The sequence below is a fragment of the Polaribacter sp. Hel_I_88 genome (assembly GCF_000687935.1).
In the GTDB taxonomy this organism is placed as follows: Bacteria; Bacteroidota; Bacteroidia; order Flavobacteriales; family Flavobacteriaceae; genus Polaribacter.
Genome location: NZ_JHZZ01000001.1, coordinates 2,639,950 through 2,663,444, shown reverse-complemented (window position 1 = coordinate 2,663,444; position 23,495 = coordinate 2,639,950). Strand labels below are relative to the sequence as shown.

General features: G+C 30.0%; 18 protein-coding genes. 11 read left to right on the top strand and 7 right to left on the bottom strand.

What is annotated here, in order from left to right:
- Positions 1–62: 62 nt before the first annotated feature.
- The 4 genes from P161_RS0111980 to P161_RS0111965 form a co-directional block, all read right to left on the bottom strand.
- On the bottom strand, positions 63–962 hold the full coding sequence (locus P161_RS0111980; protein WP_026777221.1) for an SDR family oxidoreductase: 900 nt from the start codon (positions 960–962) through the stop codon (positions 63–65).
- Positions 963–1,216: 254 nt separating this feature from the next.
- The gene (locus P161_RS0111975; protein WP_026777220.1) at positions 1,217–2,215 is read right to left on the bottom strand and encodes a TrkA family potassium uptake protein; all 999 of its coding nucleotides are present in this window, start codon (positions 2,213–2,215) and stop codon (positions 1,217–1,219) included.
- 3 nt (positions 2,216–2,218) lie between these two features.
- Positions 2,219–2,446 (bottom strand): PspC family transcriptional regulator, encoded by a 228-nt coding sequence (locus tag P161_RS0111970; protein WP_026777219.1) that lies wholly within the window; start codon positions 2,444–2,446, stop codon positions 2,219–2,221.
- An 11-nt stretch (positions 2,447–2,457) separates the two neighbouring features.
- The gene (locus P161_RS0111965) at positions 2,458–2,919 is read right to left on the bottom strand and encodes a hypothetical protein (RefSeq protein ID WP_026777218.1); all 462 of its coding nucleotides are present in this window, start codon (positions 2,917–2,919) and stop codon (positions 2,458–2,460) included.
- A 107-nt stretch (positions 2,920–3,026) separates the two neighbouring features.
- Here P161_RS0111965 and uvrA point away from each other — a divergent pair, with 107 nt between their 5' ends.
- The 4 genes from uvrA (at position 3,027) to P161_RS0111945 (ending at position 12,268) form a co-directional block, all read left to right on the top strand.
- On the top strand, positions 3,027–5,849 hold the full coding sequence (gene uvrA / locus P161_RS0111960) for an excinuclease ABC subunit UvrA (RefSeq protein ID WP_026777217.1): 2,823 nt from the start codon (positions 3,027–3,029) through the stop codon (positions 5,847–5,849).
- Positions 5,850–5,926: 77 nt separating this feature from the next.
- Entirely contained in the window at positions 5,927–6,634 is a 708-nt protein-coding gene (locus P161_RS0111955) for a TIGR00730 family Rossman fold protein (RefSeq protein WP_026777216.1), read from the top strand.
- Positions 6,635–6,856: 222 nt separating this feature from the next.
- Positions 6,857–9,670, top strand: a complete 2,814-nt coding sequence (locus P161_RS0111950) for an aminopeptidase (protein ID WP_197026346.1) — start codon at positions 6,857–6,859, stop codon at positions 9,668–9,670.
- Positions 9,671–9,814: 144 nt separating this feature from the next.
- Entirely contained in the window at positions 9,815–12,268 is a 2,454-nt protein-coding gene (locus P161_RS0111945; RefSeq protein ID WP_026777214.1) for a thiamine pyrophosphate-dependent enzyme, read from the top strand.
- A 296-nt stretch (positions 12,269–12,564) separates the two neighbouring features.
- On the opposite strand, the gene P161_RS0111940 is transcribed toward P161_RS0111945, so the two are convergent.
- Positions 12,565–13,113: a transposase gene (locus P161_RS0111940; protein WP_026777213.1), complete on the bottom strand. Its 549-nt coding sequence runs from the start codon at positions 13,111–13,113 to the stop codon at positions 12,565–12,567.
- A gap of 251 nt (positions 13,114–13,364) precedes the next feature.
- Complete coding sequence (locus P161_RS0111935; protein WP_026777212.1) at positions 13,365–14,006, bottom strand: DUF4291 domain-containing protein; 642 nt, start codon at positions 14,004–14,006, stop codon at positions 13,365–13,367.
- Positions 14,007–14,171: 165 nt separating this feature from the next.
- Between P161_RS0111935 and P161_RS0111930 the strand changes: the two genes are divergently transcribed.
- A complete protein-coding gene (locus P161_RS0111930) occupies positions 14,172–16,595 on the top strand; it encodes a zinc-dependent metalloprotease (protein WP_026777211.1) in 2,424 nt (807 codons plus the stop codon).
- A gap of 3 nt (positions 16,596–16,598) precedes the next feature.
- Here P161_RS0111930 and P161_RS0111925 read toward each other — a convergent pair whose 3' ends face one another.
- The gene (locus P161_RS0111925) at positions 16,599–17,870 is read right to left on the bottom strand and encodes a DUF2851 family protein (protein ID WP_026777210.1); all 1,272 of its coding nucleotides are present in this window, start codon (positions 17,868–17,870) and stop codon (positions 16,599–16,601) included.
- 110 nt (positions 17,871–17,980) lie between these two features.
- Between P161_RS0111925 and P161_RS0111920 the strand changes: the two genes are divergently transcribed.
- From P161_RS0111920 to dapB, 6 genes are all read left to right on the top strand, one after another.
- The gene (locus P161_RS0111920) at positions 17,981–18,613 is read left to right on the top strand and encodes an NAD(P)H-dependent oxidoreductase (protein WP_026777209.1); all 633 of its coding nucleotides are present in this window, start codon (positions 17,981–17,983) and stop codon (positions 18,611–18,613) included.
- Between the two features lie 182 nt (positions 18,614–18,795).
- Positions 18,796–20,259 carry an aminoacyl-histidine dipeptidase gene (locus tag P161_RS0111915; protein ID WP_026777208.1) on the top strand — a complete coding sequence of 488 codons (1,464 nt, stop codon included), beginning with the start codon at positions 18,796–18,798 and terminating at the stop codon, positions 20,257–20,259.
- A gap of 188 nt (positions 20,260–20,447) precedes the next feature.
- Positions 20,448–21,212, top strand: coding sequence for a ParA family protein (locus tag P161_RS0111910; RefSeq protein WP_026777207.1), 765 nt, complete (start codon positions 20,448–20,450; stop codon positions 21,210–21,212).
- Between the two features lie 2 nt (positions 21,213–21,214).
- Positions 21,215–22,102 (top strand): ParB/RepB/Spo0J family partition protein, encoded by an 888-nt coding sequence (locus P161_RS0111905; RefSeq protein WP_026777206.1) that lies wholly within the window; start codon positions 21,215–21,217, stop codon positions 22,100–22,102.
- Positions 22,103–22,702 (top strand): DUF5683 domain-containing protein, encoded by a 600-nt coding sequence (locus P161_RS0111900; protein WP_026777205.1) that lies wholly within the window; start codon positions 22,103–22,105, stop codon positions 22,700–22,702.
- On the top strand, positions 22,703–23,404 hold the full coding sequence (gene dapB, locus P161_RS0111895) for a 4-hydroxy-tetrahydrodipicolinate reductase (RefSeq protein ID WP_026777204.1): 702 nt from the start codon (positions 22,703–22,705) through the stop codon (positions 23,402–23,404). It abuts the gene before it with no gap.
- The last annotated feature ends 91 nt before the right edge of the window (positions 23,405–23,495 follow it).

The following is a 23,495-nucleotide window of genomic DNA, read 5'->3' as shown; positions in this document are numbered from 1 at the left end:
TTGTGTAGCGCAATATCTTAAAAAAATGTGCTTTTAACAACTTTTAACAGTTAAAAATAATTTTATGATAACGTTTCTTTGAATTTTTGTAAATCTTCTTTGAACGTTTTTGGATAAAAGCCTAACTCTTTATTGGTTTTACTTAAATCGAAACCAGTTTTTGCAGGTCTTGGCGCTGTTTGGTTCAAAGTTGAAGTAGATATTGGTTTTATTAGACTTTTATCTAAATTAAATGTGTCTGCAATTTCTTGAGAAATTTCAAACACACTCATTAATTTGCTGGACGAAATATTAAAGATTCCTGTTGCTTTTTTATCCATAGAAATTTTACACGCCAAAGCTAAATCTGTAACATAGGTTGGTGTTCTAAATTGATCGTTTACAATCGTAATTTGTTTACCTTTCTCCAACATCTCTTTTACCCAAAGTACAATATTGCTTCTACTCATATCAAACACTTTTCCATACACTAAAATGGTTCTTAAAATTGTAAAGTTGATGTTTGAACTCGTTAAAACTTCTTCTGATTTTAATTTTGATAGTCCATAATAACTGATTGGATTTGGAGTATCTGTTTCTTTGTAATTCCCTTTTTTACCATCAAAAATGAAATCTGTAGAAATATGAATTACGTGCGCATTTACTTCATCAGCAATTTCCGATAACCATTTTACAACATCAACATTTAAAAGATTGCAAGCTTGTTTGTTGTTTTCACAATCATCTACCTGTGTCATTGCAGCTGTATTAATTATAAAATCTGGCTGAATTTCCTGAACACACTTCTTTAAATTTTCTTCCTCTGTAATATCAATAGAAACATAATTAAAATCTTCTCTTCCACTCCTATTTTCGCCTCTTGAAAAACCATAAATCTGGTAGATATCTTTTTCTTCTAATAAAAGGTTTAATAAAGATTGCCCTAACAAACCATTACTTCCTGTTATAATTACTTTATTCATTTATATTATTTGGATTTTTTGGATTTTTTAGACACGGATTTCACGGATTTCCACTGATGTTTATGCAAAATATAAGATTAAATAGTTAGACACTAATTTCTCGAATTGCACATATATGATGTTACTCTTTGACACGGATTTCACGAATTTTCAATGATGTCTGTGAAAAATATGAAAGTTATTGTTGTTCACTAATTCCGCAAATTTCACTAAACATAAAAATTTAGACAAACTTGTACAATTCCTGTCATTTTCTAAAACAATTCTCTTAACTTCATAATTTGTTCTGGTCTTCCTAAAACAATTAATTGTGAGTTTTCAACAAGCTTAATACTGGCTTCCGGATTTATAATATAATCTTTATATTCATTTCTAAAACCAATAACTGTACAACCAGTTTGACGCCTCAAATCTAAATCTAAAATCGTTTTATTTAGATATTTACTTGGCAAATCATTCACAGAAATTTCCTCTAAATTTGCTGTTGTTTCTCCTTCAATTGTTAATCGATCTACAAACTCAATAACATCTGGAGTTGTCACCAAAGAAGCCATATGGTTTCCACCTAATTTATCTGGCATAATAACATTATCTGCACCCGCAATTTTTAATTTGCTATATGAACTTTCATTACTAGCTCTGCTTATAATTTTAAAATCTTTATTTAATTGTCTTGCACTTAAAACCACAAATAAATTATCTGCATCAGATGGTAAAGCTGTTATTAAATTTTCTGCTTTTGTAATTCCTGCTCTTAACAAAGCTTCATCTGTAGTAGCATCTCCTTGTACATTTAAAATTTCTTCTGCATCTAATACATCTATAATTTCTTTATCATTTTCTATCACCACAATTTTTTTATTGTAGTTTGTTAATTTTAAAATCGCTTGTTTTCCATTTCTACCATAACCACAAACAATAGTATGTCCTGTTAATCTATTAATTTGTTTCTCCACGTTTCTATGTTTAAAATGATCAAAGAGTTTTCCGCTTACTAAATATTCTGAAAAGGCAGAAATTGCATATCCAAAAATAGTAATACTTGTTAAAATTAAAAAAATTGTAAATACTTTTTCTTCGGGCGAAAAAGGTCTTAATTCTCCAAAACCGACTGTAGTAACTGTAATTACAGTCATGTAAACAGCATCTATAAAAGTATAATGAGACAACCCCATATACCCAATTGTACCCACTGCAATTGTTGATGCAACTAAAATTAAGGTTGTATATATTTTAGAATCAAATTTTTTCATAAACTACAAATCGAAAACCGAACTTCTTTTTGTGTAAATTAAATCTTTTAATTTCATGGCAAATACAAATGTTAGGTAAAAACCAAAAGACAAACCTACCGTAAAAAAAGTTACATAAATAAAATAGATTCGTACATTTTTTGCGTGCATTCCAAGTCTGTCTGCAAGTCTTTGGAAAAAACCAAAACCATGCCTTTCAAAAAAATGTCGTAAAGAATGAATATATTTCATAGTACTATAAATTAACCATCAATCTGAATACCTTCAACCTCAAAATCGATCATCATAATTGTAAAAGTATGATTTAAATCGTGAATACTGTTAAAACTAATTTCCCAATGTATAGGTTTATTTTTTAAATTAGGAATTGTTACATAATCTGCAGCAAACTCTTTTTTGAAATCAATAATTTTAAAGTCCTCTTTCCAATTCCTAAATTCATCTTCAATTACAGGTTTTATTTTTAAAACAAATTGATCAAAATCTTTTTCTATTTTTTTAAAAAAAACCTTTTGTTCTTCTGAGACTGATAAATTATTTGATGTAACAGCTATTTCTATGTCTTTTTTAATAGGAGTAAAATAACGTCTGCATTCAAAATAACTATTATCTGGTATTTTATGATCCTTTAAAAAAAGCATTTTACCAAAAAAGGCGTCTTGCAAATATTCATTTTTACCAAAAATAAAATCTAAAAAACCCATATAATTCTTTCAACGCAATATAATACAATCTCTTTATTTGTTCCATACTTTTTTACCTAAAATGATTAGGAATCCTTAACTTTGCACTTTTGAAAAAAACACCTTATTTGAAAGATCAAGAATATATAGAAGTTTACGGAGCTAGAGCACACAATTTAAAAAATATTGATGTAAAAATTCCTCGCGAAAAACTAGTGGTTATAACCGGTTTAAGTGGAAGTGGAAAATCTTCTTTAGCTTTTGATACCATTTATGCTGAAGGACAAAGACGTTATATAGAAACGTTTTCTGCCTATGCTCGCCAGTTTTTAGGAGGATTAGAAAGACCCGATGTTGATAAGATTGACGGACTTTCGCCAGTAATTTCTATCGAACAGAAAACTACGAATAAAAGTCCACGTTCTACAGTTGGTACCATTACAGAAATCTACGATTTTTTACGATTATTGTTTGCAAGAGCTTCTGATGCGTATTCTTATAATACTGGCGAAAAAATGGTCAGCTATTCTGATGAACAAATAAAAGAATTAATTTCTACAGATTTTGCTGATAAAAAAATTGCAGTTTTAGCGCCATTAATCAAATCAAGAAAAGGACATTATCGAGAACTTTTTGAGCAAATTTCTAAACAAGGTTTTGTAAGAGTTCGAGTTGATGGCGAAATCAAAGAAATAGAAAAAGGAATGCGTTTAGATAGATATAAAACGCATGATATTGAAGTTGTAATTGATCGACTTTTAGTAAACGAATCATCAGAAAAAAGATTAGAAGAAACCATAAAAACAGCTTTATATTCTGGGAATAATATTATGATGGTAATTGATATTGATGATGAAAAACCTCGATATTTTAGCCGTGAATTAATGTGCCCAACAACAGGAATTGCCTACCCAAATCCTGAACCTAATAATTTTTCTTTTAACTCGCCAAAAGGTGCTTGTGATACGTGTAATGGCTTAGGAGTTACCCAAGAAATCAACTTAAATAAAGTAATTCCAGATAATACTATTTCTATAAAAAAAGGTGGAATTATCCCTTTAGGAGAACAAAAAAATAGTTGGATTTTTAAACAGATTCAAAACATAGCAGAACGTTATCAATTTAAATTAACAGACGCCATTAAAGACATTCCAAAAGAAGCGTTGGATATTATTTTAAATGGTGGAAATGAAGCTTTTAAAATAGAATCTAAAACAGTTGGTGTTACAAGAAACTATAAAATAGATTTTGAAGGAATTGTTGCTTTTATAACAGGACAATTTGATAATGCTGAAAGTACTTCTATAAAACGTTGGGCAAAAGGTTTTATGGATGAAGTTACCTGCAAAACTTGCGATGGTAAACGTTTAAAAAAAGAAGCACTTCATTTTAAAATTACTGATAAAAACATTAGTGATTTAGCTCAAATGGATGTGACAGAATTGGCTAAATTATTTTCAGATATTGAAAAAGATTTATCAGAAAAACAAAACACAATTGCATCAGAAATATTAAAAGAAATACGAACTCGAATTCAGTTTCTACTGGATGTTGGTTTGGATTATTTAACGTTAGACAGAACCTCAAAATCGCTTTCTGGTGGAGAAGCTCAACGAATTCGTTTGGCAACTCAAATTGGTTCTCAATTAGTAGGTGTTTTATATATTTTAGATGAACCAAGTATTGGTTTGCATCAAAGAGATAATCAAAAATTAATAGATTCTTTGATAAAATTACGAGATGTTGGGAATTCTGTTCTAGTAGTTGAACATGATGAAGACATGATGAAAAAGGCCGACTATGTTTTAGATATTGGTCCAGGAGCAGGAAAACATGGAGGAGAAATTGTAAGTATTGGTACGTATGATGAAATCATCAAAACAAAAACATTAACTACAGATTATTTAACGGGTAGAAAAAAGATTGAAGTTCCTAAAACACGAAGAGAAGGCAATGGAAAAACCATCAAACTAAAAGGCGCTTCAGGAAATAATTTAAAAAATGTTTCTGTTGAGTTTCCTTTAGGTAAAATGATTTGTGTTACTGGAGTTTCTGGAAGTGGAAAATCTACCTTAATTAATGAAACTCTATATCCTATTTTAAACGCTCATATCTATAGAGGTGTAAAAATTCCTATGCCATATAAAAAAATTGAAGGTTTAGAACATTTAGATAAGGTAATTGATATTGACCAATCTCCTATAGGAAGAACACCAAGATCTAACCCAGCAACTTACACAAAAACGTTTGATGAAATTAGAAGTTTATTTGCAAAAACTCCTGAAGCTGCCATTCGTGGTTACAAAGCTGGGCGTTTTTCTTTTAATGTAAAAGGTGGACGTTGTGAAACCTGTCAAGGTGGAGGCGTTAGAGTTATCGAAATGAACTTTTTACCTGATGTGCAAGTGGAATGTGAAACCTGCCAAGGAAAACGTTTTAACAGAGAAACATTGGAAATTCGTTACAAAGGAAAATCGATTTCAGATGTTTTAAATATGACAATCGAAGATGCAACCGATTTCTTTGAAATGATTCCTAAAATCCACAGAAAACTAAAAACAATTAAAGATGTTGGTTTGGGTTATATAACACTTGGTCAGCAATCTACAACACTTTCTGGTGGTGAAGCTCAGCGTATAAAATTGGCATCAGAATTATCTAAAAGAGATACAGGAAATACGTTTTACATTTTAGACGAACCTACAACAGGACTTCATTTTGAAGATATAAGAGTGTTGATGGAAGTTTTAAATAAGTTAGCCAATAAAGGAAATACTGTTTTAATTATAGAACATAATTTAGATGTTGTAAAACTCGCAGATTATGTAATTGATGTTGGTATGGAAGGTGGCAAAAAAGGAGGAAAAATTCTAGTTACTGGCACTCCAGAAGAAGTTGCAAAACATAAAACAAGTTATACAGCCAAGTTTTTGAAAAAAGAATTAAATTAAAAATAGATTACAAAATAGTCTCAATATTTAAAAAAGCACTAATTTAGTAAGCTGTTTAAAAATCAAAAAAATATATAATGACAAACGACGATAGAAAAATAAAAGAGAAATTAGGACAAAAAACTTGGAACGAAATTAAAACAAATGACTCTTGGGCTATTTTTAAAATAATGGCCGAATTTGTTGATGGATATGAAAAGTTAAGTAAAATTGGTCCTTCTGTATCTATTTTTGGATCTGCAAGAACAAAACCAGATCATCCTTATTATATATTGGCAGAAGAAATTGCTTATAAATTAACTCAAAATGGGTATGGTGTAATAACTGGTGGTGGACCAGGAATTATGGAAGCTGGTAACAAAGGTGCAAGAAGAGGAAAAGGATCTTCAGTTGGTTTGAATATAGAATTGCCTTTTGAACAACATGACAATCCTTGGATTGACAAAGACAAAAATTTAGAATTCGACTACTTTTTTGTGCGTAAAGTTATGTTTGTAAAATACTCACAAGGTTTTATTGTAATGCCTGGAGGTTTTGGAACTATGGACGAGCTTTTTGAAGCGATTACCTTAATACAGACTAAAAAAATTGGACGTTTTCCTATTGTATTAGTAGGTACAAAATTTTGGGGAGGTTTAATAGATTGGATAAAAGATGTTTTAATTACAGAAAAAAATATAGGTTTAGAAGATTTAAGCTTGTTTAGAATTGTAGATACTGCTGATGAAGCTGTAGAACACTTGAATAAATTTTATGCTAAATATCAATTAAAACCTAACTTTTAAAAATTATTTATCTATTTTTTTTTAAAAAATACCAAAATTTTAAATTACCATTTATTCATTTTTAAATACTAATATTGTAAAACTTTTTTTATTTTTAAAAGATAAAAATTAAGCACTCTATTTAAAAAAATTAGTTGAGAATGAATTTGAATACTATTAGTATACAATTACACTTTTTACGCACCAATGTTTATAAACCTTTAAAATTGATAAAAAACTAATTTGAAGAGGCTTATAAACATTGTTGTTTTTTTCTGTTTTTTTAGCAGCAGTTATTCTATTGCTCAGCAGAACTCTATTGCTATTAAAGCAAACTTAAATGTAGAGAAAAATGAGTTATTTATAAAACAAGAAATTGTTTTTGTAAATTCTACAGACTCTATTTTGTCAGAAATATACCTTCATAATTGGGCGAACAGTTTTAGAGATCGAAAAACACCTTTATCAAAAAGGTTTATTAAAGATTTTAGAAAAGATTTATATTTTGCTAAACCAGAGAATTTAGGAAAAACTACCATAAAAAACCTAATCGTAGATTTTGAAAATAACGCGTTTAGCGAGCTAGATGATCAAGCTGATATTCTTAAAATTGATCTTATAAAGCCTTTATTAAAAAATGATAGCGTTAAAATATCTGTAACCTATACAGTAAAAATACCCAATGCTAAATTTACGGGTTATGGCAAAACTAAAGACGGTTATCATTTACGATTTTGGTATATAACTCCAGCAGTTTACGATCAAGGTTGGCAACTAATGAGCAATTTAAACATCGATGATTTATATGAAAAAGCAACCGATTTTACAATTGATATAGACATTCCAAAAGACTATGTTTTAGAAAGTAACTTATATCAATATCAAACAAAAAAAGAAACCATAACAAACTATTATTTAGTAGGCAAAAATAAAACCGATGTTATTTTAGGCATCAACAAAAAAGAGCAACTAAAAACTTTTAAAACTAAAAAGGTTACTGTTTATACAGATGTTTTTGATGAAGATTTAAACGATAGCACAACCATTGCTTTTTTAACAAGAGAATTTACCTTTTTAGAGAAGTTTCTAGGCAAATATCCTCATAAAGAAATCTATGTAGATAAAGCTACACAAAGCAAAGATCCTGTATATGGCTTAACACAACTGCCTAGCTTTTTAAGACCTTTTGAAGACGAATTTAGATATGATTTAACCATGTTTAAAGCTTTAAGTAGCAGATTTATAGAAAACACGTTGCTCTTAAATAAAAGACAAGATTACTGGTTGTTAGATGGTTTGCAAAATTATTTAATGATTGAATATATAGAGCAATTTTATCCTGATGCTAAATTAATTGGTAAATTTTCTGATACTTGGTTCGTTAGAACATTTGAAATATCTAAAGCCGATTTTAACGATAAATATCCTTTAGTATATCAATTTGTATCACGTAGTTTTTTAGATCAATCATTAGCAACTTCTGCAGATTCTTTATCAAACTTTAATAGAAAAATAGCCAATAAATACAAAGCAGGTTTGGCTTTTAGATATTTAAAAGGTTTTATAGGAGATAGCGTTTTAAACAATACTATTCAGGAATTTTATCAAAAAAACCAAACAAAAATTGTAAACAGTAACGATTTTAGAAACCTTTTAGAATCTAAAACCAACAAAGAATTGAAGTGGTTTTTTGGCGATTTTATTAAAACCAATAAAAAAATAGATTACACTATAGATGAACTTGTAGAAAAGGAAGACAGCTTACAAGTAACTATCAGAAATAAAAGAAATATAACAACACCTGTACTTTTATATGGTTTAAATAATCGAGAAATTATATACAAAAAATGGTTTACTGGTATTTCAGATACAACAACTGTTAGCATTCCAAAACAGGGTGTTAATAAAGTTACTTTAAACTACGAAAACCTATATCCAGAGTTAAACACGTTAGATAATTGGAAAAGATTACAAGATAAAATCTTTAACAAACCTCTAAAATTTAGTTTAATAAAAGATATTCAAGACCCTTACTATAATCAAATATTTTATCAACCAAATTTTGCTTATAATTTTTACAATGGTTTAATTTTAGGTGTAAGCCTACACAACAAACCATTAATTAAAAGAAACTTAGAGTTTTCTGTAGCACCTTCTTACGCCACTAAAAGTGGTTCGGTTGTTGGATCTTTTTCTATTTTATTCAATCAATATTTCGAAAAAACTAGCATTTATAAAATGATGTATGGAGTTTCTGGAGCAACATCAGATTATGCTCCGAATTTATCTTACAAATCTTTTTCGCCTTTTGTAAATATGATTTTTAAAAGAAAAGATTTAAGAGATGCTACTCAAGAAGCTATTAGAGCAAAATTATTACACATTGATAAAGAAATCCCTTTTGGTCAAATAAAAACAGCCCAAGATAATTACAGCGTATTTAGCCTAAGCTATAATTATGTGAATCCAGATATCATCAAAGAATTTAGGCAAAATTATAGTTTAGAAATTGCCGATAATTTTTCTAAAGTTGCTGCAGACATTCGTTATAGATCTTTATCCTCTTCAGATACACAGTTAGATTTTAGATTTTATGTAGGTTCTTTTTTAAGCAATAGATCTACTGGAGATTATTTTAGTTTCGGTTTGGATAGAGCAAATGATTATTTATTTCAACTCAATTATTTTGGACGCTCTGAAGAAACTGGTATTTTTAGTCAGCAATTTATTATAGCAGAAGGTGGTTTTAAATCTGTTTTACCTACAAGATTTGCAAATCAATATATGGTTTCTTTAAACTCCAGTATTGGTTTATGGAGATGGGTAGAATTTTATAATGATGTTGCTTTCTTAAAAAACAAACAAGAACCTTTGTATTTTGCTTATAATAATGGAATTCGACTCAATTTTATTCACAATATTTTTGAAATTTACTTTCCTTTATATTCCAACAATGGCTGGGAAGTATCTCAAAGTGCGTATGCTGAAAAAATTAGATTTACCGTTAATGGAAATTTAGGAGCCATTTATAATTTCTTTAGAAGAGGGCTTTTGTAAATTAAAACAAAAAGTTAGCAGATTGTGTAATTCCTAACAATAATAGTTATTTACATACTTTTATTAACATATTCTTAAGAAAGCACGTTATTTTTAAATATCAACTAAAAAAACTATCTTTGTAATTATTAAACCAAAAAAATTATGTTGCAAAAAACAATTCCTTTAAATAAGCAAGAAATTACTTTTAACGATTTTAAAAAAGAAGTTTTAAGTGATTATAGAATTGCTAGAATTAGTAGAGAATGTAGTTTACTTGGAAGACGAGAAGTACTTACTGGAAAAGCTAAGTTTGGTATTTTTGGTGATGGAAAAGAAGTTCCTCAATTAGCTTGGGCAAAAGCTTTTAATAAAGGTGATTTTAGATCTGGTTATTACAGAGATCAAACTTTTATGATGGCGATTGGCGAGCTTACTGCACAGCAATTTTTTGCAGGTTTATATGCACATACAGATATTGATGCAGACCCAATGTCTGCAGGTAGGCAAATGGGTGGGCATTTTGCAACACACAGTTTACATGATGATGGAAGCTGGAAAGATTTAACAAAGCAATACAATTCTAGTTCAGATATTTCACCAACTGCTGGTCAAATGCCACGTTTATTAGGTTTGGCACAAGCATCTAAAGTTTACAGAAACGAAAAAAGTGTTCAAGGTAAAAACAAATTTTCTAACAAAGGAAACGAAGTTGCTTGGGGAACCATTGGAAACGCAAGTACAAGTGAAGGTCTGTTTTTTGAAACCATAAATGCAGCTGGTGTTTTACAAGTACCCATGGTAATGAGTGTTTGGGATGATGAATATGGAATTTCTGTACACGCAAAACATCAAACTACAAAAGAAAGTATTTCCGAAATTTTAAAAGGTTTTCAAAGAGATGAAAAAAATAAAGGGTACGAAATTTTTGTAATTAACGGTTGGGATTACGTGCAGTTAATGGACGTTTATCAAAAAGCAGCTAAAATTGCAAGAGAAGAACATGTACCAGTTTTAATTCACGTTAAAGAATTAACACAACCACAAGGACATTCAACTTCTGGTTCTCATGAACGTTATAAAGATAAAGAGCGTTTACAGTGGGAAAAAGACCACGATTGTATTACTAAATTTAGAGAATGGATTTTAGAATTTGAACTAGAAACAGAAAATGGAGATATTTTACGTTTTGTTGATGGTGAAGAAGATTTAATAGCCATTGATAGAGAAGCTAAAAAAGAAGTTACCAACGCAAAAAGAAATGCTTGGAATGCTTTTTTAAATGAAATAAAATCAGAACTTATTAAAGCTACTGATTTATTAAAAAGAGTTGCTGTAAAAAGTAAAAATGAGAATTTTATCAATAAATACACCAACGATTTAAGCACTATTTCAGAACCTACAAGAAAAGACGTTTTATCAACTGTAAAAAAATGTTTATGGTATTTAAAGGACGAAGAATTTAGCGAAAAAATTGAACTTCAAAATTTTATAAAATCTACACAAAAGAATGCGCAAAATAGGTATTCTACACATTTATTAAGTGAAACTGCTTTAAGTACATCAAAAGTTTTAGAGAAAAAACCAACATACGCTCAAGAAAAAAACATGGTAGATGCAAGAATCATCATGAGAGATAATTTTGATGCCATTTTAAACAAACATAAAGATGTATTAATTTTTGGTGAAGATGCTGGTTTTATTGGGGATGTAAACCAAGGTTTGGAAGGATTGCAAGAAAAATTTGGAGATATTAGAATCTTTGACACTGGAATTAGAGAAGCAACCATTTTAGGGCAAGGAATTGGAATGGCAATGAGAGGTTTAAGACCCATTGCAGAAATACAATATTTAGATTATTTGTTGTACGCGCTTCAAATTATGAGTGATGATTTAGCTACTTTACGTTACCGAACTTTTGGAAAACAGAAAGCGCCGTTAATTATCAGAACTCGTGGACATAGATTAGAAGGTATTTGGCATGCAGGTTCACCTATGGGTGGCATTATCAATAACTTGCGAGGAATCCATGTTTTAGTGCCAAGAAATATGACCAAAGCTGCAGGTTTTTACAACACACTTTTAGAAGGTGACGATCCTGGTTTAGTGATAGAATGTTTAAATGGTTATAGATTAAAGGAAGAATTACCAACCAATTTAGGCGAATATAAAACGCCAATTGGTGTTGTTGAAACCATCAAAGAAGGAACTGACATTACTATTGTTTCTTACGGTTCTACCTTAAGAATTGTAGAAGAAGCAGCAAAGGATTTATTGCAAGTTGGTATTGATGTAGAAATTATTGATGCACAAAGTTTATTACCATTTGATTCAAATCACGATTGTGTAAAAAGTGTCATGAAAACAAATAAATTATTAGTGGTTGATGAAGATGTTCCTGGAGGCGCTTCTGCGTATCTTTTACAAGAGATTTTGGAAAATCAAAATGGCTATGAATATTTAGACAGTAAACCCTCTACTCTAACAGCAAAATCTCACAGAACTGCTTACGGAACTGATGGTGATTATTTCTCAAAACCTTCTGCAGAAGACATTTTTGAAAAAGTTTATGGAATTATGCATGAATTCAATCCACAGAAATTTAAGAGTTTGTATTAATACTTTTGATATAAAACTGAAATCCCAATCAAATTTGATTGGGATTTTTTTATACATTTTTATAAAAGTTATTGAACAGTTAATTCATTCCAAAGTTAGCGCGAGCATCTTGCTCGTGCCTAAAATTAACTTAAAAATTTGTGCTAAAAAATACTTTCCAAACTTTATTGGCACGAGTTTGAAACTCGCGCTAACGAATATTAAATAACAGTAAAATCAACTTAGCATAAAGATCTTACTCATGCTTTAATATAATTCAAATCAAGTTAGCGCAAGCATCTTGCTCGTGCTTTAATCTAATTTAAATCTATTTCCAAAATAGTAGCGTCATCATTTCCATAATTTCTGGCGCTACTATATTTCCAATCTATTGGATCTGTAACAAAACCTGCTTTTACAGGGTTTTGATGTATATAATTCAATTTTTGTTCAAAAACTTTTAAAGACCATATTTCTATGGGATGATTATGCTGTTGCCAAAACTGCCTATTAGTTACATTACTATTCTTTTTTCCTGCTCTTTCAAACATCCATAACATCCATTCTCTTCTACTTTCTTGAGCGTTTTCTTCTATCATTTTCAAAAGTTTTCTAGATGTTAAACCTTTAAAATCTCTTATCAAACCTGAGGGATCATTCAAAGAAGAACGGAAAATTAAGTGAATATGATTTGTCATAATACAATATCCATAAATTTCCATTCCTTTGTTTTTTCTGCAGAAATCTAAAGACTCAGTAATACAAGTATAATATAAATCTCTTGTAAATACGTCTACCCAATTTACAGTGGCAAAACTTATAAAATAAGCACCTGACTTTTCTCTAAATTTATATTTTCTACTCATTTTTTTTGAGTAAAAATAAGGAATTAACCTTCAATTTCATGAGCCAAAATAACCTATTTCCTCTTGTTATTCAAAGACGCGACTGATAGTAGTTTGTTTATTCTTGAAAATATTAAAACCAAAATTAATTAAAAAATGATTTCTTTTTTCAAAAATGATAACACTTTGTTGATTTGCAAAATAAAGAAATTGTTTTCGTTCACGAGCAAGATGCTCGCGCTAACTGAGGTAAGAAATTTGGATAACAGACATTATTCACCACTTAATTTCAACAATTTAAATGTTTGCTTATTACTTGGAATAAAAGGCTTTTCAATTGGGGTTAATAACGCATCCAACTCGTTATTTAAAACAAATTGATGTTGTTCTTTTACAAACTCAGAGATGTCTTCAATTTCTAAAATATCTTCTTTGGCATATTTTACTATTTCTAGATTTCTTATTCCTATTTGTATAGCTCTTCTAACTAATTTATTTCCATAAGGATCGTGATCTGGATCCCATTGCAATCTGATATTTGAGTTTTTTACAGCAGCTTGCCATTCTTCTTTACTTCCATAAATATCATTTTGAAAACTAGAATAAACAGCTTGATTTAAATAACGTTCAAAAGCTTCTCGCTTTAAATGAATTGCCAAAACAATTTCTTGTCCAACTTTTGTTCCCCAGCCATTTCTGTACATCATCCAAAGAAAATTTGGTTTTATCCAAGTCATTCTATGTACACTAAAAGCACCCCCAAAATACTGATTCTGAAAAGCAAAATTTCCTATCTCTGGTCTGTAAGATTGATATACAATTACTTTTTCATCATCAAACTGAGCCATTATATGATGCCCCATTTCTGGCCATTCTTTTAATTGCTCTTTATATAATTTTGTTTTTATATTCATAAAAATAATTGCAAAAACCGATGTTTTAAGCTACTGATTTTAAAATTGACACTAATATAGAAATTTATCTCATAAAGATATCATTTACTTTTTTAACACATTCTACAAACCAATCTATTTCAAAATTTATTACTTTAGTTGTTTAATTCAGAACTTAAACACAATATGAAAAAATTACTACTTTTCTCATTGATTTTAGCGTTTACATTTCCTACAGAAATGAATGCACAAAGAAAAAAATCAAAGAAAAACAATTCAGAAGAAACTGCAGCAAAACCTCAAAAAAGCAAAACACCAAAATATGCTGATTTTGTAACCAAGAAAACATCTACAGATGATGGTTTATTTAAAGTACACAACACAGACAATAAATTCATGTATGAAATTCCGAAAGCCCATTTTGGAAAAGAAATGTTACTGGTTACCAGAATTAAAGACATTCCTGCTGGTTTAGGTGGTGGTTATGTAAATGCTGGCTCAAAAATAAACACACAAGTTGTTGTTTGGGAAGAGTTTCAAGATAAAATTTTATTGAAAGTAAAATCGTATGATGCTGTTGCAAACGACTCTTTACCAATTTACAAATCTGTAAAAGCAAACAATTTAGAACCTATTTTATTTGCGTTTGATATTGCCACTCAAAATCAAGATTCTACAGCAGTTTTGGTGGATGTTACCAAGTTTTTTACTTCGGATATTCAAGCGATTTCTCCTTTACCAGATTCGTATAGAAAAAGGTATAAAGTTAGGAGATTAGATGCGTCAAGAAGTTTTATCAACTCTATAAAAAGTTATCCAGAAAATATAGAAGTCGTGCAAGATTTTACATTTGATGCTGCTGAACCACCAAGCAACTCATCAACAAATACCATTACAATTCGTGTAAATCAATCTATGATTGTATTGCCAGAAGATAAAATGATGCCAAGAGTGTATGATAAAAGAGTGGGGTATTTTTCGATTGGAAATGTAGATTATAGTTCTGAAGCGTTAAAAGCAGATGACAAAAGATATATTAGACGTTGGAGATTAGAACCTAAAGATATCAACGCTTATAATCGTGGAGAATTGGTAGAACCTATAAAGCCAATTGTATATTATTTAGATCCTGGAACTCCAGATAAATTGAAAAAATACATTAAACAAGGTGTTGATGATTGGGCAAAAGTTTTTGAAACTGCTGGTTTTAAGAATGCAATTATGGCAAAATATCCACCAACTGAAGAAGAAGATCCAGAATTTAGTATGGAAGATGTGCGTTATTCTTCAATTAGATATGTTGCAAGTACCACAAGAAATGCAACTGGACCTAGTGTTTCTGATCCAAGAACTGGAGAAATTTTAGAGAGCGATATTATTTGGTATCACAATCATTTACGTTCTTACAGAAACAGATATTTATTAGAAACTGGAGCAGCAAATCCGTCTGCAAGAACTTTAAACACACCAGCTGAAGAAATTGGTGAAATGATGCGTATGGTAATTTCGCACGAAGTTGGTCATGCACTTGGCTTGCCTCATAATATGGCTGCAAGTTATGCGTATCCTGTAGATTCTTTACGCTCTGGAAAATTTACTCAAAAAATGGGAATTGCAGCAACTATTATGGACTATGCACGTTACAATTATATTGCACAACCAGGAGATGAAAATGTAAGATTTATTCGTCAATTAGGGCCTTATGATCATTATGCAATTAACTGGGGTTACAGAAAAATTCCATCAGCAAAAACGCCTGAACAAGAAGTTAAAACTTTAGATAAATGGATTGAGGAAAAAGCTGATGATCCTATTTATAGATTTGGTGGAGCACGTTTTGATCCTTCTGCACAAACTGAAGGAATTGGAAACGACCAAGTAAAAGCATCAACTTATGGAATGAAAAACTTGAAAATTGTTGCTGAAAATTTACCAAGTTGGACTTCTGATCAAACCAATAATTATGAAGATTTATCTGAATTATATGGAGAACTTTTAGGAGTTTGGAGCAGATATGTTGGGCATGTTTCAGGTAATATTGGTGGCGTTTATGAATTCAACAAAAAACCTGTTCAAAATGGAATGGTGTACGAAGCTGTATCTAAAAAGAAACAAAAAGAAGCCATGGTTTGGTTGCAAAAAAATGCTTTTGAAACGCAAGATTGGTTGATAAATCCAGAAATCTTAGCAAACATCAACGAAAATGGATATACAGATAGAATTTTAAGTTTACAAAACAGACAATTGTATACACTGCTAAATCCAAATAAATTAGAAATGATGATTGATGCAGAAGTTATTGATGCTAATACCTACAGCGCTTTAGATATGATTCGTGATTTAAGAACTGGCATTTTTTCTGAAACAAATTACAACAAAAATGTAGATGTTTTTAGACGTAATTTACAAAAATCGATGATTAACAGAATGGGAATGCTTTTAAATTCAAAAGACACTCAAAATTCTGATATCAGCTCAATAATTAGAGGTGAATTACAAGCGTTAAATTTTCAATTAACCATTGCAAAAAATAGAGGTGTTAATAGAATTACAAAATACCATTACAGAGATTGTTTGGCAAATATTAAAGAAATATTAGACCCAAAATAAATTTTATTTTCTTAGCAAACTATTCCCTATTGCACATTGTAAACATCGTTTCTTTGTGCAATAGTTGTTTTTAAGCTCCAGCAAAGCCTGACTTTCCATCGCATTTTTTGCCTTAATTTCTAAAGCTGAAAAATTAGAAATTATGCTATTTTTTTCTGATGAAACCTGTTTTATCAATTGCATGATTTCATTATTATCTACTGCTCCTCTACTCTGCAAATACACAAACTTTAAAGGGATTATAGTGTTGATAATCAGTAAATCTATAAAAGATTTTGTCAATTTTTTTGATGATTTTTTTGATGCTGATTCAAACGTATAATGTGTTTTCCAAAACGCATCAACTTCAAAAGAAAATAATGCGTAAAAATCTTCTTTTTTATGGATGCTCATCAACTTTGAAAATAAATTTTGATGTGTAAAATATAAAGATGCCAATTGTGTAATTCTGATAGTTGGAAAATTTTGAGGTCGCATTCTAAAGAATTCAAATGTATTTTTAGAAATTGAATTCAACTTGTGTTTATGTTTTAAATACCTGTATTTTTCTTTTAATTGTTGATGATAATGTGCTGCTACGTCTTCTTCTAAAAAACCTGCTTGTCCAAAAAACAAGGCTGTTAATTGTTCTAAATCAAAACGTTCTTTTCTAATGACTGAAAAATCTATAGAAGTAGCTAATTGTAAAAAAGCGTCTCCATTTACTTTTAAGCCAAAGTTTTTAGCTAATAATTGAAACAAAACAGCTTCAAAATCGGCATTTGTAGCTAACAACAACTCTTTTATAAAGGTCGATTTATGTTCCAAACGTTCAAAATACAAACGCTCCAACCAATTATTCATGAGAAATTCATCAATAGTTGCCAATTGATTTTCGCAAGGAATAAATTTTTGCTGATGATATACTAAACTACTATAGTTGTCTAAAAGATTTTTTGATACAAAGTTTTTCAACGCTAAAGTTGGCAGAGGTTTGTTGTTTTTCATAAAAATGTCTACATCATGTTCCCAAACTACGTGCAAAATTACAGCATCGTAATTTGAATCTTCTTCATGTTTATGCAAATACCAATCAGACGATTTTACGTGCATTTCAACATTTCCAACCCAAAGCTGATGATCAATTTTTACTTGTGAGTTCAAAAAATCTGGCCCTGAATTTTTATTATGAATTCCCGTTTTTAAAATAGCGACTTCTTTAGCATCTGAAGTCTGTAGATTTATATTCGTAAATATTTTGTACTTCCATACATAATACAAAAATTCCTCATTCATACTTTTTTTCTTTCAAGGTACAAATAATTTATTTATGTATCAATTTTACCAATAGAAACAGAAAAATTAAACCTTATTATAGTTTATTTTTGCATCTCAAAAAAAACAAAATGAACACTATAGAAAGTTTACAATGGCGATATGCTGTTAAAAAATTCGACATTAATAAAACCTTATCAACATCACAAATAAAAACTTTAAAAGAGGCATTTAATTTAACTGCCACTTCTTATGGTTTACAACCTTTAAAACTGGTTGTTATCAATAATAAAGATATCCAGAAAAAATTGGTTCCTGCCTCATTTAATCAACCACAAGTTTTGGAAGCTTCTCATCTTTTAGTAATTTGCATTCCTAAAGAATATGCAATCACAGAAGTTAAAAAATATTTTGATTTGGTAAAAAAAATCAGAGCAACACCAGATTCAGTAATGGATCCTTTTAAAACATTTTTAACTGCGGATATCAGCAAAAAAACACAAGAAGAATTATTAGTTTGGAATAGAAATCAAGCCTATATAGCTTTAGGAAATTTACTAACGGTTTGTGCTGTAGAGCAAATTGATGCTTGTCCAATGGAAGGTTTTGTACCTGCTAAATACGATGAAATTTTAGGTTTAGAAGAACACAATCTTACAGCAACTTTAGTGTTACCTGTTGGTTTTAGAGCTGAAGATGATTACATGAAGGATTTAAAAAAAGTAAGAAAGAATTTAGAGGATGTTGTGATTGAGTTTAATTAGACATCACTTACGATACCTCAATTTTAATCACAAATTAAAAATATTAGCCACAAATTCACGAATTAGAATTTTATATTAAAAAGTATTTCACAGATGATAAATCTATAATTTCATTTTATGAAATTATAGATTTATCAGAATTAAAAAAATTCGTGAATTCGTGGCATTAAAAATCAAAATACATGAGCCAAGACATCAGAAATAAAGAACCAAAAGCAGTTTGGAATCACTTTGCAGATTTAAATGCAGTTCCAAGACCCTCAAAAAAAGAAGAAAGAGTTATTCAATTTATGGTTGATTTTGGCAACAAACTAAACCTTGAAACTTTTGTGGATAAGGTTGGGAATGTTATCATAAAAAAACCAGCAAGTTCTGGCATGGAAAACAGAAAAACCATTGTAATGCAAGGTCATTTAGACATGGTGCATCAAAAAAATGCAGACACTGATTTCGATTTTGATAAAGAAGGGATTAAAATGTTTGTAGATGGTGATTGGTTAAAAGCAGCAGGTACAACTTTAGGCGCAGATAATGGCTTGGGAGTTGCAGCAATTATGGCTGTTTTATCATCCAAAGAAATTGCGCATCCAGCAATTGAAGCTTTATTTACTATTGATGAAGAAACAGGAATGACTGGAGCAATGGGTTTAGAAGGTGGCGTTTTAAAAGGCGAAATTCTACTAAATTTAGACACTGAAGAAGATGACGAAATTGGTATTGGTTGTGCAGGTGGAGTTGATGTAACTGCAACAAAAAACTATAAAGAAGAAAATACTCCAACAAATACAACTGCATTTTCAATTACTGTAAAAGGCTTAAATGGTGGGCATTCTGGAATGGATATCATTAAAGGTTTAGGAAATGCAAACAAAATAATGAATCGTATTTTGTTTGATGGTTTTGAAAAATATGGTTTGCGAATTGCTGAAATAAATGGAGGTAGTTTGAGAAATGCAATTCCTAGAGAAAGTTTTTCATCTGTAGTAATTGACACTGTTTCTAAAGAAAATTTTTTATCAGAAACTAATACACTTATCAACAATATAAAAAATGAGTTTTCAACATTAGAAAGCAACTTAAATATTGAAATTAAAGAAATTGAATCTCCTAAAACTATTATGGAATTAGGAGTTCAAGAATCTTTTATCAAAGCAATTTATGCAGCTCATAATGGCGTTTATAGAATGAGTCCTGATGTAGTTGGTTTGGTAGAAACTTCTAACAATATTGCTAGAATTATTGTTAAAGATGGTAGTATTAAAGTGGGTTGTTTAACACGTTCATCTTCTGAAACTAATAAATGGGATTTGGCAAATTCTTTACGCTCATGTTTTGAATTAGCAGGTTTAGATGTTGATTTTTCAGGAGAATATCCTGGTTGGTTACCAAACTTGAATTCAGAAATTTTAGTTGTTTTAGAAGGTTTATATAAAGAATTATTTAACGAAAATCCAAATGTGGCAGCTTGTCATGCAGGATTAGAATGTGGAATTTTAGGAAAAAATTATCCTGATATGGATATGATTTCTTTTGGTCCAAATATTAGAGGTGCACATTCTCCTGATGAACGTGCGCAAATATCATCAACCCAAAAATTTTGGAAATTATTAGTAGAAGTTTTAAAGAATATTCCACAAAAAGCATAAAATTCACCACTTAAAAACTGGTAAAAGGTGTTTTAATTAAAAAATACTGTAATTGTTTAAAAACTTTCATTATTAAAACATATACAACTGATATAGAGTAATTTAAAAGTTTGTATTTTTGTTAACATCTTTCACTTTAATAAAAGAGAATAAATCGTAATTTTACTCTTTGAAAACAGAAAGTTTTAATGGGAAAAATAATTGCAATAGCAAATCAAAAAGGAGGTGTTGGTAAAACAACTACAAGTATAAGTTTAGCTGCTTCTTTGGGTGTTTTAGAGAAAAAAGTTTTGTTGATAGATGCAGATCCACAAGCAAATGCATCCTCTGGTTTAGGAGTTGATGTAGATGCTCTTGAATATGGAACGTATCAAGTTTTGGAACATTCTGTTTCTGCTAAAAAAGCAATTGTAAAAACGACTTCACCAAACGTAGATATGATTCCTGCTCATATTGATTTGGTTGCCATAGAAATTGAATTGGTAGACAAAGAGAACCGAGAGTACATGCTCAAAAAAGCGTTAGACAAAATTAAAGATGAATACGATTATATTTTAATTGATTGTGCACCTTCTTTAGGTTTAATCACCTTAAATTCTTTAGTGGCTGCAGACTCTGTAATTATTCCAATTCAATGTGAATATTTTGCATTAGAAGGTTTAGGGAAATTATTAAATACGATTAAAAGTATTCAAAACATTCATAATTCAGAATTAAATATCGAAGGTTTATTGTTAACCATGTTCGATTCTCGTTTACGCTTATCGAACCAAGTTGTAGATGAAGTTAGAAAACATTTTTCTAGTATGGTTTTTGATACAATTATTAGAAGAAATACGCGTTTGGGAGAAGCACCAAGTTATGGAGAAAGTATTATTGCTTATGATGCTACAAGTAAAGGTGCTGTAAATTACTTAAATTTGGCCCAAGAATTATTAAAAAAGAATTCATAAAAATGGCAAAAGCAACCAAGAAACAAGCTTTAGGAAGAGGATTATCTGCTTTGTTACAACAAGATACACCTAACATAAACTCTGCACAAGACAAAAATGCAGACAAAGTTGTAGGTAATATAATTGAGTTGGAATTAGATTTAATTGATGTAAATCCATATCAACCAAGAACTTATTTTGATGAAGAAGCTTTGCGTGAATTGGCAAGTTCTATTAGAGAATTAGGGGTAATTCAGCCAATAACTGTAAGAAAATTAGAAGGCAACAAATTTCAATTAGTTTCTGGTGAACGACGTTTTAGAGCATCAAAATTAATAGGAAACAAAACTGTACCTGCGTATATAAGATTAGCAAACGACCAAGAAATGCTAGAAATGGCCTTGGTTGAAAACATACAACGTAAAAACTTAGACCCAATTGAAGTGGCACTTTCGTACCAGCGTTTAATTGATGAAATTCAGTTAACTCAAGAAGAATTGAGTACCAGAGTTGGTAAAAAACGATCAACAGTAACCAATTATTTACGATTGCTAAAATTAGATCCAATTTTACAAACAGGCATGAGAGATGGTTTTATTTCAATGGGGCATGGACGTGCTATGATCAATGTTGAAAATACGGAAGATCAACTAGCCATTTACGAGAAAATTTTACGTGATAAATTATCTGTTAGACAAACAGAAGATTTGGTTAAAAACTTAAAATCGGGTGCTATTGCAAAACCAAAAAAGAAAGCAATTCCTGCTTTTATAAAAGAAAGTCAAAAAGAAATTGGCGAATTTTTTGGTCATAAAATTGATATTAGTATTGCTAAAAATGGGAAAGGAAAAATTTCAATTCCTTTTCATTCAGAAGAAGATTTTAATCGTATTAAAAACTTACTAAAATAAGTGTTGTTTAAAAAAGTCATACTTGTTTTTTATATCGGATTTTTTTCTGCAAATTTTTTAGCGCAACAAGATTCTATTCCAAAATTTGTAAAAGTTGAAGATTTAAAAATTGATGACAACATAAAAAACCCACAAGGAGTTTATGATGCTTTGGCACCTTCAAAAGCAGCTTTTTATTCTGCAATTTTCCCAGGAATGGGACAGATTTACAATAAAAAATATTGGAAAGCTCCCATAGTTTGGGGAGCTTTAGCAGTACCTGTATATTATTATCAAACAAATAATTCAGAATACAAAAGGTACAGAACAGCCTACAGATTAAGAAAAGCTGGGTTAGAAGATGAGTTTACAATAAACGGTGTTTCTAATGTTTCTACGACTACTTTAGAAACTGCCCAAGAGCAATTAAGAGAAAACAGAGATATGTCCTTATTATCCGGAATTATAATTTACGTTTTACAGATTGTTGAAGCAAGTGTAAATGCACATTTATTACAATTTAATACAGATGATAATTTATCTTTAAAACCTACTTTTATTGCAGATCCTATTCTATTTGAAGCGCCAAAAGTTGGATTAACCTTAAAATATACTTTTTAAATGAAAATTGCATTATTAGGCTATGGAAGAATGGGCAAAGAAATTGAAAAAATTGCCATTTCTAGAGGTCATGAAATAGTAATTAGAAAAGATGTTGATGACACTATTGATATTTCTATAGCAGATGTCGCTATCGATTTTAGCATTCCTGATGCTGCTTTTAAAAACATTTCTAATTGTATTAACCATAATGTTCCTGTAATTTCTGGAACCACTGGTTGGTTAGATAATTACAAAGATGCAGTTGCACTTTGCGAAGAAAAAAAAGGGGCTTTTATTTATGCATCTAACTATAGTGTTGGTGTAAATATCTTTTTTGAACTAAACAAACAATTAGCGAAAATGATGGCTACTTTAGAGGATTATAATATTTCTATGGAAGAAATTCATCATACAAAAAAGCTAGATGCTCCAAGTGGCACAGCAATTACATTAGCTGAAGGTGTTATTGAAAACTCATCAAAAACGGCATGGGAATTAGGTGCAATTTCATCCGAAGAAAACATACCAATTGTTGCCAAAAGAATTCCTGATGTTCCTGGAACGCATTCTGTTTGGTACAATTCTGAAGTGGATACTATAGAGATAAAACACACAGCCCATAACAGAAAAGGTTTTGCTTTAGGTGCTGTAATTGCTGCAGAATGGATTTTAGATAAAACAGGTGTTTTTACCATGAAAGATGTGTTAAACATCGGTTAAAAACTGTAACAATATATTTAAAAAAATACTAATTGAATTATAATTTGTCTCCTCGAGCGCAGTCGAGAGGTTTATTTTTAACCACAAATTA